Origin of the sequence: Streptomyces sp. NBC_00663, from assembly GCF_036226885.1 — a bacterium.
Taxonomy (GTDB): domain Bacteria; phylum Actinomycetota; class Actinomycetes; order Streptomycetales; family Streptomycetaceae; genus Streptomyces.
The window spans coordinates 5,932,701-5,946,636 of the sequence record NZ_CP109027.1 but is presented as its reverse complement, the minus strand read 5'-3'; the positions used below and the strand labels follow the sequence as shown (position 1 = coordinate 5,946,636).

General features: G+C 71.2%; 24 protein-coding genes. All 24 read right to left on the bottom strand.

What is annotated here, in order from left to right:
* Entirely contained in the window at positions 1–480 is a 480-nt protein-coding gene (locus OG866_RS27130; RefSeq protein WP_329338593.1) for a hypothetical protein, read from the bottom strand.
* Positions 481–1,038 carry a phage head-tail connector protein gene (locus OG866_RS27125; protein WP_329338591.1) on the bottom strand — a complete coding sequence of 186 codons (558 nt, stop codon included), beginning with the start codon at positions 1,036–1,038 and terminating at the stop codon, positions 481–483. It abuts the gene before it with no gap.
* A 9-nt stretch (positions 1,039–1,047) separates the two neighbouring features.
* Entirely contained in the window at positions 1,048–1,470 is a 423-nt protein-coding gene (locus OG866_RS27120; protein ID WP_329338590.1) for a hypothetical protein, read from the bottom strand.
* Complete coding sequence (locus tag OG866_RS27115; protein WP_329338588.1) at positions 1,467–1,850, bottom strand: hypothetical protein; 384 nt, start codon at positions 1,848–1,850, stop codon at positions 1,467–1,469. Before OG866_RS27115 ends, OG866_RS27120 begins: the two co-directional genes overlap by 4 nt.
* Positions 1,851–1,927: 77 nt before the next feature.
* A complete protein-coding gene (locus OG866_RS27110) occupies positions 1,928–3,385 on the bottom strand; it encodes a phage major capsid protein (protein WP_329338586.1) in 1,458 nt (485 codons plus the stop codon).
* Positions 3,382–4,206 (bottom strand): HK97 family phage prohead protease, encoded by an 825-nt coding sequence (locus OG866_RS27105; RefSeq protein ID WP_329338584.1) that lies wholly within the window; start codon positions 4,204–4,206, stop codon positions 3,382–3,384. The genes OG866_RS27110 and OG866_RS27105 overlap by 4 nt, the downstream gene beginning before the upstream one ends.
* A gap of 2 nt (positions 4,207–4,208) precedes the next feature.
* Positions 4,209–5,522 carry a phage portal protein gene (locus tag OG866_RS27100; protein WP_329338583.1) on the bottom strand — a complete coding sequence of 438 codons (1,314 nt, stop codon included), beginning with the start codon at positions 5,520–5,522 and terminating at the stop codon, positions 4,209–4,211.
* Complete coding sequence (locus OG866_RS27095) at positions 5,519–5,758, bottom strand: hypothetical protein (RefSeq protein ID WP_329338581.1); 240 nt, start codon at positions 5,756–5,758, stop codon at positions 5,519–5,521. The genes OG866_RS27100 and OG866_RS27095 overlap by 4 nt, the downstream gene beginning before the upstream one ends.
* On the bottom strand, positions 5,748–5,957 hold the full coding sequence (locus OG866_RS27090; protein ID WP_329338579.1) for a hypothetical protein: 210 nt from the start codon (positions 5,955–5,957) through the stop codon (positions 5,748–5,750). Before OG866_RS27090 ends, OG866_RS27095 begins: the two co-directional genes overlap by 11 nt.
* On the bottom strand, positions 5,939–7,504 hold the full coding sequence (locus OG866_RS27085) for a terminase (RefSeq protein ID WP_329338577.1): 1,566 nt from the start codon (positions 7,502–7,504) through the stop codon (positions 5,939–5,941). Before OG866_RS27085 ends, OG866_RS27090 begins: the two co-directional genes overlap by 19 nt.
* A complete protein-coding gene (locus OG866_RS27080) occupies positions 7,501–7,806 on the bottom strand; it encodes a hypothetical protein (protein WP_329338575.1) in 306 nt (101 codons plus the stop codon). The genes OG866_RS27085 and OG866_RS27080 overlap by 4 nt, the downstream gene beginning before the upstream one ends.
* 289 nt (positions 7,807–8,095) lie before the next feature.
* Positions 8,096–8,539: an AAA family ATPase gene (locus OG866_RS27075; protein WP_329338573.1), complete on the bottom strand. Its 444-nt coding sequence runs from the start codon at positions 8,537–8,539 to the stop codon at positions 8,096–8,098.
* A 4-nt stretch (positions 8,540–8,543) separates the two neighbouring features.
* Complete coding sequence (locus tag OG866_RS27070; protein WP_329338571.1) at positions 8,544–8,873, bottom strand: hypothetical protein; 330 nt, start codon at positions 8,871–8,873, stop codon at positions 8,544–8,546.
* A gap of 2 nt (positions 8,874–8,875) precedes the next feature.
* Positions 8,876–9,097: a hypothetical protein gene (locus OG866_RS27065; RefSeq protein WP_329338569.1), complete on the bottom strand. Its 222-nt coding sequence runs from the start codon at positions 9,095–9,097 to the stop codon at positions 8,876–8,878.
* Positions 9,098–9,099: 2 nt separating this feature from the next.
* A complete protein-coding gene (locus OG866_RS27060; RefSeq protein WP_329338568.1) occupies positions 9,100–9,384 on the bottom strand; it encodes an HNH endonuclease in 285 nt (94 codons plus the stop codon).
* A 15-nt stretch (positions 9,385–9,399) separates the two neighbouring features.
* The gene (locus tag OG866_RS27055; RefSeq protein WP_329338566.1) at positions 9,400–9,654 is read right to left on the bottom strand and encodes a hypothetical protein; all 255 of its coding nucleotides are present in this window, start codon (positions 9,652–9,654) and stop codon (positions 9,400–9,402) included.
* A 169-nt stretch (positions 9,655–9,823) separates the two neighbouring features.
* Positions 9,824–10,069 (bottom strand): MerR family transcriptional regulator, encoded by a 246-nt coding sequence (locus tag OG866_RS27050; protein WP_329338564.1) that lies wholly within the window; start codon positions 10,067–10,069, stop codon positions 9,824–9,826.
* Positions 10,070–10,224: 155 nt separating this feature from the next.
* Positions 10,225–10,446: a hypothetical protein gene (locus tag OG866_RS27045; protein WP_329338562.1), complete on the bottom strand. Its 222-nt coding sequence runs from the start codon at positions 10,444–10,446 to the stop codon at positions 10,225–10,227.
* Positions 10,447–10,496: 50 nt separating this feature from the next.
* Positions 10,497–10,895 (bottom strand): hypothetical protein, encoded by a 399-nt coding sequence (locus OG866_RS27040; protein WP_329338560.1) that lies wholly within the window; start codon positions 10,893–10,895, stop codon positions 10,497–10,499.
* Positions 10,896–11,057: 162 nt separating this feature from the next.
* Positions 11,058–11,456: a hypothetical protein gene (locus tag OG866_RS27035; RefSeq protein ID WP_329338558.1), complete on the bottom strand. Its 399-nt coding sequence runs from the start codon at positions 11,454–11,456 to the stop codon at positions 11,058–11,060.
* A 152-nt stretch (positions 11,457–11,608) separates the two neighbouring features.
* On the bottom strand, positions 11,609–11,977 hold the full coding sequence (locus tag OG866_RS27030) for a hypothetical protein (RefSeq protein ID WP_329338557.1): 369 nt from the start codon (positions 11,975–11,977) through the stop codon (positions 11,609–11,611).
* 156 nt (positions 11,978–12,133) lie between these two features.
* Complete coding sequence (locus tag OG866_RS27025) at positions 12,134–13,078, bottom strand: hypothetical protein (protein ID WP_329338556.1); 945 nt, start codon at positions 13,076–13,078, stop codon at positions 12,134–12,136.
* A gap of 126 nt (positions 13,079–13,204) precedes the next feature.
* Complete coding sequence (locus OG866_RS27020; protein WP_329338554.1) at positions 13,205–13,588, bottom strand: hypothetical protein; 384 nt, start codon at positions 13,586–13,588, stop codon at positions 13,205–13,207.
* Positions 13,585–13,926 (bottom strand): hypothetical protein, encoded by a 342-nt coding sequence (locus tag OG866_RS27015; protein ID WP_329338553.1) that lies wholly within the window; start codon positions 13,924–13,926, stop codon positions 13,585–13,587. Before OG866_RS27015 ends, OG866_RS27020 begins: the two co-directional genes overlap by 4 nt.
* Between the last annotated feature and the right edge of the window lie 10 nt (positions 13,927–13,936).

Genomic DNA, 13,936 nt, shown 5'->3' with positions numbered 1-13,936 from the left:
CTACCTCCTTGTGAATCCGCGGCCTGCCACGGACAGCAGCAGCCGGACAGACGCGCCGTCTTCGGTCTGGTCCTGCACCAGCCGCGTCCCGCCCACGAATGCCTCAAGCCCCGGCAGTCCGAGGCTCGGATCGGCCATCAGCCAGGCCTCGACCCGGGCGGCGATCTCGTACACGCGCCCGCGTGCGGCGACGGTGTCGGCGTCTCCGCGGTTGGAGATCGCGGCGACGGTGACCGTGAACTCTTCCTCGCGGCCGCCGCCGAGGTCGGACCAGCCGCCGATGGTCTGGGCGGACTCGAAGTCACCGTTCGGGTCGCCGTCGAACCCGATGACCAGCCAGTCCGGGGCGGCGTCTTCGGTGACCTGCGGACCGTCGGCCACGACGACACCGCCGGTGCCGTCCTCACCTGCCTCGTACGCTGGCTCGGTTCGGGCCAACTGCACGAGGGCGTCGATTACTTCGGGGACTCGGGACGGCATCTATGCCACTCCAGGGGGGAGTCGGTACGGGGCGAGGAGTTCGAGGACGCGGTTCGGGACGGCGTAGCCGTAGCCGACGATCGGCTCGCTGACGCTGTAGTCGTCACCGCCGCCCGCCAATCCGCCGCTGCGACTGGGGCGTTGGGTGCGCCACAGGTGCTGGACGAACATGCGCGCCGCGAGGTTGATGGTCGAGGAGATCTCGGCCCGTCCGGCCTGCACAGTGACGTCGAGCAGGCCGCGGAACACCCCCCGGTCCAGGCGCCGCAGCTCCCCTGTCTCCGGGTCCAGGGTCAGACCGTCGACCGGGTAAGCCGCGTCACCGGACAGGACCGGCAGCACCGAGGTGAGCGACAGCACGGGCATGGTGCGCAGCACCAGGACCCGGCGGCCGCCCTCCGCGTCGTGACGTTCGACGACCGCGCGCGGCTCGACGGGGCCGATGTACTCCTCGATCGGCGCGGTGACCGCGTCGACATACACCTGCAGCTCGTCGTCGTCCGCGTCGGTCTTGAGGTTGAGCTGCTTCTTCGCATCGGCCAGGGTCAGCAGCGCCACAACATCCCCTTACGTCCGCGAGAGGGGGGTGACGTTGGGGAAGCCGAGCAGGATCGTGGCGCCGTACACGCCGCCCGTAGTGGTGCCGGAGACGGTGGTGACCGCCCTCAGGTAGCGGGCAGTGCCGGTGTAGCCGACCTCGTAGACGGTGTCGTCGTTGGCCGCGCCGATCGAGGGCAGGGAGCCCTGCAGATCTACGGCCGCGGCGGCGGCCCAGGCGGCGTTGTCGTTGGACACTTCCAGGGTGATGGCGTGCGTGCCATCGGTGATCGTGCCGGTGTGCACCAGGAGGGTCGCCGACTGGAACCACTCGTTGGTGCCCGAGGCGCCGGACAGGGTCCGGTCGACGGCGCTGCCGTTGGCGGACGCGGTCCTGGTGGTGATCGCCAGGGTGGCCTTGGCGCGGACGTGGTTGTAGACGGTGCGCTTCACTTCGCATCCCCTCCCGCCGACGTCCGCGGCGCGGCCGTCTTCTTCGCGGCCGTCTTCTTCGCCGCGGGCGTGGACGGCTGCGCGCTGCTGTCGCCGTCGGCGGGGGCGGCCGGGGCCGTGGTCCCGTCGCCGTCGCTGCTGTCGCTGGTGACCCCCTGGGTGACGCTGTCGCCCGGGTCGGCGGCCGCCGGAGTGCCGGTCGTCTGCTCGGTCTCCTGCTGGGCTGCGGCGGCCTGGGCGGGCGTGAGGGCCTGCGGAATGACGACAGCCTCGAACAGTTCCTCTCGGCCCTCGACAACGGGGTCATGCGGGGCGACCAGGTCGCCCTTGACGATGCGCCGGTTGTCCGGCGCCCAGAACGTTTCCTTCGCGCGGTACATGCTGCTCTCCTCCAAGGTCGTGGGTGCGCGGGAGCGGACGCCCGCCCAAAGAGGGCGGGCGCCGGTGTCACCTGCGATCAGGCGTTGAGCAGACGGAAGGCGTCCGCGTTGACGACGTCGGAGCCGGTGCGCCAGTAGGCGAACCAGCCGGCCTCGCCGGTGGGACGCCCGTTGGCGCCCTTGACGAGCGGCTCGTAGACCATGGTCATTCCGACCCGGTCGACGATGTAGAAGTTGCGGAAGTCGCCGAGCAGCAGGATGTAGTTGTTCTGCGCCGCGTCGATGACGCCGTCCATCGCGGACGCCTCGTAGATCGGCGCGCCGAGCAGCTGCTCGGGCTGGCCCATGCCGAGGTTGGCCCAGAAGCTGGAGCCGCCGGCGGTGTCGAACTGCCGCGTCTTGTTGATGATCGTCTTGTTGGCCATCCAGACCGGCGAGCCGGTCAGCCGGTAGCGCGGCGGCAGGGCCTGCTCGACGGCGTAGACGTCCGCCACGGCGTAGGTGTCGGCTGTCGCCGACGCCACGACCGAGCCAGCCACCGCGGAGACGGCGGTGATGACGCCCTTGGCCTGGCCGACGCCGGTCCCGGTGGCGAACGAGGCCGCCTCCAGCCGGTCCTTGGCGTCCGCCAGGAGCGGGCCGACCTCAGCGCCGAACCCGGAGTCGGCCAGGACCTCGAAAGAGCCCTGCACCCAGGCCGCGGCCTTCTCCGGCTTGATCGACGGCTGCGCGAAGGCGGGCGAGTTGTCGCCGACCTGGTTGGCCTCGGCGAGCCACCCGGCGGTCACACCAGCCGACGAGACGCCATTCCACGTGTCCGTGGTGATCGTCTTGACGGTGGCCACCTGCCGGAACGGGTTCGCCGACCCGGCGTTGGTCAGGATGATCGTCGGGTCGAGGGTGAACGGCACCAGGAAACCGCCGGCCGCATCAGTCAGGGACATCGCCCGGCGGTGCGCCTCGGCGAGTTTGTAGGCGTACGCCTCCTCGTCCTCCAGCAGCGCGGGGTTGCCGGCGTTCTCCAGCAGCGCCTCGAACGCGCGCATGTAGTCGTCCGAGCCGGTCAGCAGGATGTGCTGAGCGATCCGGCCGCGCCGGTCGGCGCGCACCAGCTTCTCGGTGCGCTCCTGCTGGTCCTCGGTCAGCAGTTCGGCGGCGAGCTCCACCGCGTACAGGGCGCGGGTCCGCAGATCACCGACGGTGGCACGGTCCATCAGGTTGGCGCCGCGCACCCGGTCGAGGTCCTCATAGGGGTTGCCGCGGCTGCGCATGAACTGCGGGGCCTCGCCCGGGGGGCGCTCCTGGGCGCCGGGGACGAGCGCTGCCGAGCGGACGGCCTCTACCCGCTGCTCGTGCGCGATCTGCTCGTTGTAGGCCTCCTGCGCGGTGTCGAATTCGGTGAGGAGTTCACCCGCGCGGCTGGCCTGCTCCTCGGTCGGCTCCTCGACTTCCTCGAGCTCCAGGAGCTCGGAGCGGATCGCTTCGAGGGACTCCTTGAGCTTGTCGCTCTTCTTCTTCCGCTTGGTCGTGGTCACGGGACCCTCCTGGCCTTGGACTTGATCTCGGCGCGGACCGTGGCCCACGCGATCTTCTGCCGAGCGGAGTGCCCTGGTGCGGGCGGGTCCTCGGCGGTGGCCCCGGGGTCGGGGTCACCGGCGGCCGACGGGTCGGCTGGAGTGCCCGGGATGGGCGGGTCCAGCGGAGTGCCGGTCCGAAGCATGTGGGCGAGCTTGTCGCGCTCGTCGGGCGACAGCTCGGCGAGCAGGGGCATGACCTGCTCGGCGCGGACGCCGATCACCGCGGCGTCCGGGTAGGCGGGGAACGGGGTGGGCCCGTACTCCTTCAGTGCGATCTCCTGGCGCCGCACGGTCTTCAGACGGCCGTCGCGGTCGGCGCGGTAGCCTCCGCGCGGCGTGCGGCCCGGGTCGGAGCGTGTGAACCGGCCGGTGAAGGACTGGCCGGTGATGGCGCCCTCGCGGATGTTCTCCAGGACCTCGTCGGCCAGCTCGGTCTTGTTGTACCGGGTGACCGTGAGCAGGCCCCGGGTGTCGGCTTTGAGTTCCACGGGGGTGCCGATCGGCATGCTGCCGCGCTCGGACGGCGTGCCCCACAGGGTGCGGCCGTGGTTGTAGAAGACGCCGACGCGCCAGGTCGACCGGGACCCGGCGGGGGCGAGGTTCTGCAGGGTGCGGTCGAACGCGCGGCGGTCGATCTGCTCGACGTAGTCGCCGTCCTGGTCGTGGATCTCGACGGGGGTGTCGAACACCGCGGCGTACGCCTCGACGGTGCGGCCGTCCCCGCCGGCGCGGACGCGGATGTCTTCCAGCGGGAAGTACCGCAGGAACGCCTCGTTCATGGTCATTCCTCCTCCGGGGTCGTCGACGGGGCGCCCTGGGCGCTGCCGGGTTTCTGCAGCTGCACGGAGTACAGGCCGGTGTGCTCGAGCAGGCTGTAATCCTCGGCCTCCACCGCGCGGACAACGGACTTGGGCTCGTAGCCGGCGTCAACAAGCTGGCGGATCGTGCGGGACTGCAGGCCCTGGATCTCGGCCGCGTCGCGGCGATCCTCGCGCAGCCAGGCGATGTCGCGGTCGTCGTACCAAAGCTCGGCGCCCGCAGGGACGTTGATGATCTGCGCGAGCGATCCGGCGGCCTCGCGCCACAGCGGCCGCATCGTGCCGTCCGCCAACCGGCGCCTGGACGAGGAGTAGTTGCCCGCGTTCAGCGACGAACCGGCCAGGCCCTCGGAGAACCCGACGACGACCGAGGGCACACCGGCCGCGGCCGCGAGGCGGGTTTCGCCGGCGCCCTGCGTGGCTTTGAAGTCGATCTGCTGCAGGTCCTTGCCAACGACCGTGGCGTCCGCGCCGCCGCCGAGGTACAGGGTCCGGTAGGCGGTGTCCACGCCGCGGTGCCCGGCGTCCATCAGCGTCTGGAACCGCTTGACCTTGTCCATCGACACGGACGAGTCGAACGACACGATCACCTGCGGGGTAGCCCCGTTCTCGAAGAACTTCAGCTTGTGCCGGGTCGCCGCGGTGTCCCCGACGATCTCGCGGATCACCGGGGTCACCCAGGACATGCCGCGGAACTGGAACTCCGGGTCCGGGATCGGCGCGAAGTGCGCCACCTGGTCCGGCGTCAGGAACCAGGGCTCCGATCCAGTGGGCGGGTCGTACATGTAGCCGACCAGCTGCGAGTCGATCGCCTCACTGGGCAGGCCCGGTTCCTCGTCCGAGCCGGTGACGATCGTGACCCAGTCCGGCCGCAGGATCTTCAACCGGCCCGGGTTGTAGTTCGTGACGTACCCGTTGCCCTCCAGGTCGCCGTTCTGGATCATCCGCGACAGGAGATTGCCGGTCGTGCCGCCGGGCCACGGCCTCTCCAGCAGGGCCAGGTCGCCGGTGCCGAACAGCTCGCCCGGGCGCCCGTTGCGGATCTGCCGGAACTGGAACCGCGCTTCGCTGAACAGGAGTTGGCGCACCATCATCAGGGCGAACACCGGGCCGTTGGACTTGTAGGCGTGGCGGACCTTGGCCTCGAACTCCATCGGGAGCGGCCGTTCCCGGCCGTCCACGGGGCGCCCGGTGCCGTAGTAGACGTTCCCGTCGACCATCCATGACGCGTCGTCCCGTGCGGCCGTACGCCGCTCGTGCTGCCACAGGCTCGTCAACGCTCCCCCTCGGGCCGCAGGTCCTCGATCAGTGCGACCGTCAGCCCGGGCGGCGAGGCCTGCCACGCGGTCACCTGGTAGACGACCTGGTCCGCAACCGTGATCCGGTCGCCGTTCACCCGCAGGGCGTGGCTGCAGGCGTCGGCGAGGGCCTCCAGCGAGATGCATGTCAGCCGGGGCGCGTGCATCACCTTGATGCCGCCGGGGACCTTCTGCAGGGTCAGCTCACCGTCCACCGTCGTCCTCCTTCTCGCCGTCGTCCTCGACGTCGACCAGGAGCAGGAAGCTGCCCGCCGTGACCGCCCCGCCGACCATGAGCCCCAGCCCCACCCCGAACTGCACTGCTGCGCCCACGGACAGGCCCGTACAGCCCGCCCAGTAGCCGAACCGCACCCGGGCCAGCCGCGACCAGCCGTTCACCCGTAGAAGCCCCACGCCTCCACCTCCTCGGGCTCGACGTCGTGGAACATCTCCCACCCCCACACCGCGTAGGTCGCGGCCACCAGCGGACTCACGTCGACGCCGTCGCTCTTCCTGGTCCACGCCCACGCATCGCCGAGCTCCCGCTTCTGCGCGCCCGCGAGGGCGGCCGCCAGCGGCGCCTGTCCCAGGTGCGCGATCGACCCGGTATCGGTGACCCGGTCGTAGAACTGGCCGCAGGCCTGGGCCAGTTGCCGCACCTTCGGGCACACCACTCGGTCGGAGCGGTCGTCCTTGTCGTCGTCGTCCTCGTGCTTCAGCGCCTTACGCAGGGCCTCGACGAGGGTTCCGGCCGGGCCGCCCTCGTCGATGACCCAGGCGCACGGCTTCCACCGCTCGTCCCGCTCGACGACCCAGTCCACGACCCAGTCCGTACCGGGCCGGTGCTCGACGACCTCGACGTGCACCGACTCACCAGAGGCGCCGGCCACGCTGATGGCCGTCCAGGTGCGCTCGGGGTTGGTGTCGATGGCGAACGCCACCGGGTCCCCCGGCTTCGAGGAGGCGTCCGTGAGCGCCTCCCACTTGTCCTTGGGGATGACCTGCCAGGTCTCGTCGCTGACCTCGGGGTAGTCGCCCACACCGAGCCGCTCGCGGTCGAACAGGTCCGCGCGCATGCCGCGCATCTCCCGCAGCACGTACGCGGTCCTGATGCGGATGCCGAGCGCCGGGTTGGCCCGGGCGAACGACGCCTCGTCGCCCCGGTTGTCGTGGGCGTCGCACACGATCCGGTCCTCGTGATCCTTCGGGCACTCCTTCACGTGCGGCGCGATCGAGTACTCCAGGTACGTCAGCGACGGGTCCGGTGCCCCCTCGGCCATGGCCCGGGCCCGCAGCAGTGCCAGCTGCTCGCTCTCGTCTCCCAGGCCGGCCGAGCCGGTGAACACCAGTTGCGGGTTGGGGCGCGCGGAGAGCACCGGCATGAGGGCACCGATCGGGGCCGCCCGCAGCTTCATGGCCTCGTCCATCAGGACCAGGTCGCCGGAGAACCCGCGGCCGCTGTCCCCGCCGCGGGCCAGGAAGCGGATCCGGGCGCCGTTGAAGAACTCGAAGCCCTCCTCGCCGTGGCTGCGGCGTACGCGCTTCACGCGGCGGGACAGGGCGTAGGAGCCCTCGATCACCCGGTCCAGGCGAAGGAACGACTCTTGGGCGGTGTTGAACTGGTGGGCGGTGTGGATGACCAGCTGCCCGCCGAACAGGATGACCTCGCCCAGCTGGCGGGCCTCGAGGAATCCGCCCTTGCCGTTCTGCCTGGCGACGTTGAGGACGACGTCCAGGGACGCCCACCGGCCCTCGTCGTCCTCCACGAGGGAGTGGTGCAGGGCGAGTTGCTGCCACCGATCCAGGTACAGGCCGGAGTCGTCGGCGAGGTCGATGCACTCCTGCCCGGCGGGCGAGGTGAAGTCCAGCGCCTCCTGGTCCTCGACGCCGTCCCACCGCCGGGTGTCGACACGACGCCGCCACGGGACGGACAGGATGCGCGGCGTCTGGCAGCCGATCATCGCGTGCCCTTGGCGGCCGGAGGAGAGAGCCGCTCCTCACGCCGCGCGGCGATCTCGTCGACCCGGTCGCCGCGCTCCTTCGGGGGAGCGGCCGCGACGACCACGGCCATGGCCTGCCGCAGCTCGCGCGCGGCGGTCGCGGCGGCCTTGGGGTCCGGGGCCGAGTCGACCTCGGCGGCCAGGCGCAACGCGGTGGCGGCGAGGGCGTGCGAGGCGGGGTCGACGCCGAGCTCGGCGAGCTGAGCGGTCGTCGCGTTGGCGATCGCGCCGCGGCGCAGCCGCCGCTTCGGGGCGTCGCTCAAGAGCCACCCCCCGCCAGATAGACATATGCCACACAACTTGACAAGACGTCAGATGCATGCTCTAGCGGGCCATTTCGGATCGCTAATTCACTGGAGCCAGGCCCGGCCGATTAGCCCGCGCCGCGGGGAGAGATCCGACCGACAAGGGCTTTTGGGTCGCCCGGCCGCTCAATCCACGTGATGGCACGGCCCCCCTCCCCCTCACCCCAACAGGGCCCGCCAAGAGGGCGAATCGGACACGATCGATGCCCGCGCGAGCGCCTGACCGCGCGCGCCGGCCGAGCCGCTGTCACCAGGCACGGGACGACTGGGTGGTGATGGGGCGCGAGCCGCCCTTGCGGTGGTCCCTGTACCAGCGGGTGACCACGGCATCCATGGCCGGTGAGCGCATCGCTGCGACGCGCTCGCGCACGACGTCTTCGCCCGGGTCGACGGTGACGACCTTGGCACCCAGGCGCCGGTACCTGGCCCGGGCCTTGGGACCGGGCATGGTGTGGATCAGGTACACGTCGACCTCGTCGAGTAGCTTGAGCGCCTCGTCGATGGCGGCGAACCGGGCGCGCTGGGCGACGCGTACGTGGACGGGGTCCTGCGACCACTGCGGTGCGCCCGGGCCGGTGAGGGCCAGGGTGATGCGGTCCAGGTCGATGACGACGTCAGCGGCCTTGGCGTGCGCGTTGATCCACGTGGTCTTGCCTGCAGCTGGCGGGCCGGTGATGACGTACAGCACCACGGTGTCACCTCCGGGTCGGCTCCGGGTATCCGCGGACCTCCAGCTCGGCGGTGACGGGCGGCTCGCCCACGGCGAGGGCCTGGGCGACGCGGGCCCACATCTCTGCGAGCTTGAGCGCCTCGGTGGACCGGACACCGTGGGCCAGGGCACGGCGGCGGTCCTCGATGACGGCGTCCCGCAGGTAGGCGCTGTCACTGTGCCTGCGGGCGTCGTCCTCGTGCCGGGTGGCGGTCTCGTACTCGGCGGTCGCGCGCTCGGCCCAGCCGAACGCGTAGGCCTGGGCGCGGCGTTGCTGCTCGGCCCGCCAGTCGCCGAAGCTCTGCTCTCCGCTCATGGTCACCATCTCCTCGGGTGGTCGGCGCGCCCTCGGCAGGTGGCGTTGTGGCGGCCGAGGAGGCGGCAGGCGATGCGGCGGGGGACGGCGTACGCGAAGTCCCTTGGCTCGCCGAGGAGATAGCGCAACCAGTACTCCGGGCCGGTGGCGGCTGGGCTGTACTCGTACCAGCGGGGCGGCCGCGGCTTGGTGCGAAGGTGCAGCCGAACGCGGGGGTCGGCCATGGTCACCACCTCCTCGACGCTCGGGGCTGCGGCTGGTGGGTGCGGTTGCCGCGCGCGCTGTTGCACTTGCGGTGTGCTGAGCGGGCGTTGGCGGGGTCGAGGAGGTCGCCGCCGCGCGTGATGGGGATGGCGTGGTCAAGGGTGAACGCCCACTTCGACCGCTGGGCGGCGTAGCCGGTATGGGTGTAGTCGATCTCCCGGCCACAGATCCAGCAGGGCAGGCCGAGGGCGCGCTGTTGGCGGGTGAGTCTGATGTAGGGGCGCCCGGTGCGGGGGTTGCCAGCCACGGGCGCCCTCCCGCGTCACATGTCGTCGCCGAGGACCGCACGGCGCTCTGCGGCCGCCCTGCGGTTGAGGGCGTTGATCATGCGTACGGCGGTAATGCTGAGCAGGGCGAAGGCGATGACCCCGAGGATCTCGACGACCGTGTTGACGACGTCGATGTTCCGGACGGCTCGGACGGCAATCAGGATGATGATGGTGCCAGCGAGCCAGGCGAACCAGATGCGGAGCTTCTCGACTCTTACGGCGGTCTGGACGTCACGGTACCGGCTCATGTGTCCCCCCAAGGACGGTGTGGGCTGTGGGGGCATGATGCGTTGCGCGCGCTCGATGTGATGGCCGTGTGGCTGTTCTGTGATCTAGTCCCGCTGCCCGGTGCCGGGCCCGCACCGCGGGCGTTGGGGCGCCTGCGGGGGCTCCGTCCGCCTCACCAGGCAGCGGGAGTTACTGGGCGCCGATGCCGACGAGGCGCAGGGCGCGGGGGCGGGTGGCCTTCTCGGCTTGGGCGATGTCGGCGAGGGCGTAGAGGGGGCGCTCGTGTTCGTCGAGGCCTGCCACCTTGAGGTGGCCGCGTCGGACCCAGTTGCAGATCGCGGGGCGGGTGACGCGGGCGGCGTCGGCACTGAGCATGCGCCGCCAGGTGGTAGCGAGGGCGGCGGCCTGGGTGCCGGTGTAGAGCTCCGGGGTCACGTGCACCTCCTCCTGGACGTGCCGCAGCCCCGGGCCAGGTGGAGGTGGTCCGGGGCTGCGGATGAGCGTTCGATGGGCACACGTGTGCTGCTGGCACCATGTTCACGCTACAAACGGATCTTTGTCCAGCAGGAACGCCGAGAGGCCGCCACAGCTCAGCTCACGGTCTCCGGGCCCCAGTGCTCCGGGCCGACGCCGCGCCAGTCGATCAAGGGCGATGCCGTGACGTCCTCGGGCTCGATATCGAGCCCTGCGCGGCGCAGGAACTCGGCGACGTCGGCGACGTTGTGGGCGAGGCCGAGGATCTCGCCGTCCACGCGTACCCGGCGGCCGCCCGTTGGTGAGGGCGGCTGTACGGTCACGGGCCGGTGCGGCATGCCTTCAGGATCGCCTCGGGCCGCGCGGTGCGCACGCGGGCCGTGGCCTGTCAGTCGGTGCGGCTGCGCCGGTAGCCGCGCCGCCCCTGGAGTGCCTTGGTGACAGTGGAGCCGTGCCAGCGGTTGACGCCGTCGCTGGTGTCGTCGGGGGCGGGCCAGCGGCCGCGTGCGAGGTCGGCGCGGATGGTGCCGGCGGTGATGCCGACACCGGCGTCCTGGAGCTGCTGGGCGGTGTAGAGGCGGCGGGGTTCGAGGGTGACGGCCTGGCGCTCGATGTGCGTGCGGACGAAGTCGGCGATGGCCTGGGCGTCGTACTCCTTGTAGCGGCCGCGCTTGCCGGTGGGGGCGGGCCAGTCGGGGTGCTGGGACCAGCTGGCGCGGACGGTGTGCGGGCTCACGTCGTAGGCGGTGGCGATCTCGGGGGCGATGAGGCGCTGCGGGTCTACCATGGCGGTGAGCCTCCTCTGTGGAGTCTTCAACTGGTGGGGCCGACGTCTCTCACCCCCGGGTGACCGGGGATCGCGTCGGCCCCTTCTGCTGTGCGTGAGAGGGCGGGGCGTTCCGGGAGGAGAGCCCGCCCCGGGCTGGCTGCTCGGGGCGGGCGGTGAGCGTTACGACTCGTCGTCGTCCTGCTCGTCGTCGTTCTCGATCACTTCAATCCAGGTCACGACCCGGTTGAGTGCGAACTCGACTGCGTCGAGTCGCCAGGGGGCGAGTCCCGCGCTCTTGGCGAGGGCGAGCATCTCGTAGGCCGTGATCCAGTCGAGCATCAGGTGCTCGAAGCATCGGCGGTCCTTCTCCGAGATCGGCTCGTCCTCGACGACCGCCCGCACCCGGTGGAGTGCGAGCAGGGCGTCTGTCGGGTCCCTGCCCTCGTCGGCCATCAGGACCAGGTCCGGGATGATGACGGGGACGGGGAGCTCCGACAGGAGCGATGCGATGTACGCGTACGCTCCGACGACGCCCTCGGCGAGTGCGAGGAATCGCTCCCTTGCGTCGTGATCTGCCACGACTTCTCCTCTCTGGAATTTTCAACTGGCGTCGGTTCCGGGGCTCTCACCCCCCGTCCCGACATGTCTAACTTTACAGCACTCACGTCTATGATTGCAACATCCGGGCAGACGGAAGCGCCCCCCGGCTGGATGCCGGGGGGCGGGGTGGATCACTTGTTGGCGTAGAGCCAGATCAGCAGATCCTTGAGGTCGATCTCTGCTGTCGCGAGGTTGGCCCCTACTCCGTCGGCGCGGGTCTCCTCGTACCTGGTCTCACAGAGCGCGTACAGGTCGATCGCCGCGAGGAGGTGGATGCAGCCGCTGCGCAACTGCCACTCCTGATCCTCGCCCATCGGCTGGTCGGCGGCCAGTGCCGCCAGTCGCTTGACGGCGGGCCTGACCTCCGCCACGGAGACCCACGGGTCGGCGGGCATGTTCACCGGCACAGGCAGGGCCCGGCATGCCTCGACGAGCAGCGAGTAGACCAGCGAGATCCCATGCACGAGTGCATGCATCATCTCGTCGTCACGGTCAGCCATGTGACTTCCTCTCTTGAGTTTTCAACTGGTGCCGGTCGGGGCTCTCACCCCCCGTTCCGACACGTCTAACTTTACAACACTCACATCTACTTTTGCAACACTCTGGGTGGAGGAATGCCCCCGGGCCGGTACGGGGCCCGGGGGCGTGCGGGGCTGCTAGGCGCGCTGCCAGCCGGTGAGGCGGGCGTCGTCGCCGACCACAGCCGTCAGACGGGCACCGGCCAGGCGGGCGGCGGGGATGCCGGTGGCGTGGCTGATCTCGGCGACGGGGTAGCGCTCGGGGTCAGCGCGCTCGGCGGGCGGGACGTCGGTGGCAACGATCTCGGCCTCGGTGCCGACAGTGAGCAGGACGTGCACGCGGATGCGGTCGGTGGTCATGGGTCGATCCTCTCGTGGGTGGGTGGTGCCGGTCTGCTCGGACTGGCGGGCGGCCAGGTACCGGGCGGCGTGCTCGTCGTAGGCGTCGGGGTCGAGCTGGTGGCCGCAGGCGAGGCAGTGGATGTGCCAGCGGCCGTCGGTACGGACCAGGGCGAACACGTCACAGGCGGGGCAGGGGGCGGCGCGGTGGTGCTGGGCGGGGGTGCTGTGGGTGAGGCACCTCAGGTGGTGGACGAGGTCGCCGAGGGCGCGGTGCAGCTCGGCGGCGAGCGGGAGGCCGAGGGCGTACGGGAGGTAGGCGGTGAGCCAGGCGCACCAGCCGGTGATGGTCTCGCCGCGCGCGGGCCAGGCCTGCTCGCACGGGACGGTGTAGGCGGTGCCGTGGGGGTCGCGGTGGGCGGCGGGGTGGGTGTAGGCGATGTGTCCGGCCCAGGCGCCGAGGGTGGCGGCGATGGGGGCCTGCCCGTCGTCGTCGGGGCCGGTGGAGTCGTAGCGACCGGGACCGAGGAGGGCCAGGACCCGGAGGTCGACGGGAACGGGGGCGTCGGCACGGCCAGCACCCCCAGGCCGGTGCCCGGACCGCGCGGGAACGAGGAACTCGTCCGCGAGGAGCAGGGCCTGGCGGGGGATCTCGGCAAGCCAGGCGTGCAGCTCGGCCGCGTGGACCAGGCACAGGCGCTCGCCGTCGGGTGCGGTGCGCGGGCAGACGGCGCAAGCGGTCATGGAGGGTGCTTCCTCTCGGGCCGGTGGGGGCCGGTCATGGGTACGGGCGGGCGAGGGCGTTTCGTGCGCGGGCGCGCCTGCGGTTACCGCGCGCGCGTTCGCAGGCGCGCATGCGCGAGGTGCTGTCTATCGGGCGCCTCGTCCTCGGCGGCGGTCGTTGATGTCGCGGATGCCCTCGTAGGTGAGCAGGGCGGTGCCGAGGGCGCCGATGCCGGCCCATTCCCAGTCGCCGCGCAGGGCGGCGAAGACGACGGACGCGGCGCAGATGACGGCCAGGACGAGGGCGACGGCTATGGCGCGGAGGGTGGGCACGGGAGGCCTTCCGGTGTCGGGGGTGATGCGGTAGCCGGAGGCGGCGAGGTAGGTCTCGACGTGCTCGGCGACGGCGGGGATGTGGAACGGCTGGACGGGGTCGGTGGTGATCCACCAGTGGTCGAGGGCGGCCTCGATGACCTCGCGGTGCGGGGGCACGCCTGTTGCTGGGCGAGGGCGGGAGGCGGGCTGTGTCATCGCTGCCACCTGACGGGCGGTACGCCGCGGCGGCCGCGGGAAGTGCCGGGTGTCGAGGACGGGCGGGGGGCGGGGTTGGTGCAGGTGGGTGCGTGGGGGTAGTGCAGGGCCTCGGCGCCCTCCAACGTGGGGCGGTCCTTGGTGAGTTGGCGGGTGTGCCAGCGGCCCGCCGCGTCCTGCCTCACGGCCTGGTTGCCGTAGTCGCGTCTGTCCGCGTTGACGGCCTGGGTGCGGCGGTTGGCGTTCAGGCACCAGATGACGGGGGCGCCGCATCTGTCGCAGGTGCCGGGGCCGTTGGGTGGGGCGGGGCGCGCGTACGGGGTGTAGGGGGCTGGCATCGCATCGGTT

Bases quoted from the DNA above. Each gene is read 5' to 3' on its own strand.
- OG866_RS27130 (WP_329338593.1), bottom strand. From the start codon at position 480: ATGCCGTCCCGAGTCCCCGAAGTAATCGACGCCCTCGTGCAGTTGGCC.
- OG866_RS27115 (WP_329338588.1), bottom strand. From the start codon at position 1,850: ATGTACCGCGCGAAGGAAACGTTCTGGGCGCCGGACAACCGGCGCATC.
- OG866_RS27105 (WP_329338584.1), bottom strand. From the start codon at position 4,206: ATGAACGAGGCGTTCCTGCGGTACTTCCCGCTGGAAGACATCCGCGTC.
- OG866_RS27085 (WP_329338577.1), bottom strand. From the start codon at position 7,504: ATGATCGGCTGCCAGACGCCGCGCATCCTGTCCGTCCCGTGGCGGCGT.
- OG866_RS27070 (WP_329338571.1), bottom strand. From the start codon at position 8,873: ATGAGCGGAGAGCAGAGCTTCGGCGACTGGCGGGCCGAGCAGCAACGC.
- OG866_RS27065 (WP_329338569.1), bottom strand. From the start codon at position 9,097: ATGGCCGACCCCCGCGTTCGGCTGCACCTTCGCACCAAGCCGCGGCCG.
- OG866_RS27055 (WP_329338566.1), bottom strand. From the start codon at position 9,654: ATGAGCCGGTACCGTGACGTCCAGACCGCCGTAAGAGTCGAGAAGCTC.
- OG866_RS27045 (WP_329338562.1), bottom strand. From the start codon at position 10,446: ATGCCGCACCGGCCCGTGACCGTACAGCCGCCCTCACCAACGGGCGGC.
- OG866_RS27040 (WP_329338560.1), bottom strand. From the start codon at position 10,895: ATGGTAGACCCGCAGCGCCTCATCGCCCCCGAGATCGCCACCGCCTAC.
- OG866_RS27030 (WP_329338557.1), bottom strand. From the start codon at position 11,977: ATGGCTGACCGTGACGACGAGATGATGCATGCACTCGTGCATGGGATC.
- OG866_RS27025 (WP_329338556.1), bottom strand. From the start codon at position 13,078: ATGACCGCTTGCGCCGTCTGCCCGCGCACCGCACCCGACGGCGAGCGC.
- OG866_RS27020 (WP_329338554.1), bottom strand. From the start codon at position 13,588: ATGACACAGCCCGCCTCCCGCCCTCGCCCAGCAACAGGCGTGCCCCCG.
- OG866_RS27015 (WP_329338553.1), bottom strand. From the start codon at position 13,926: ATGCCAGCCCCCTACACCCCGTACGCGCGCCCCGCCCCACCCAACGGC.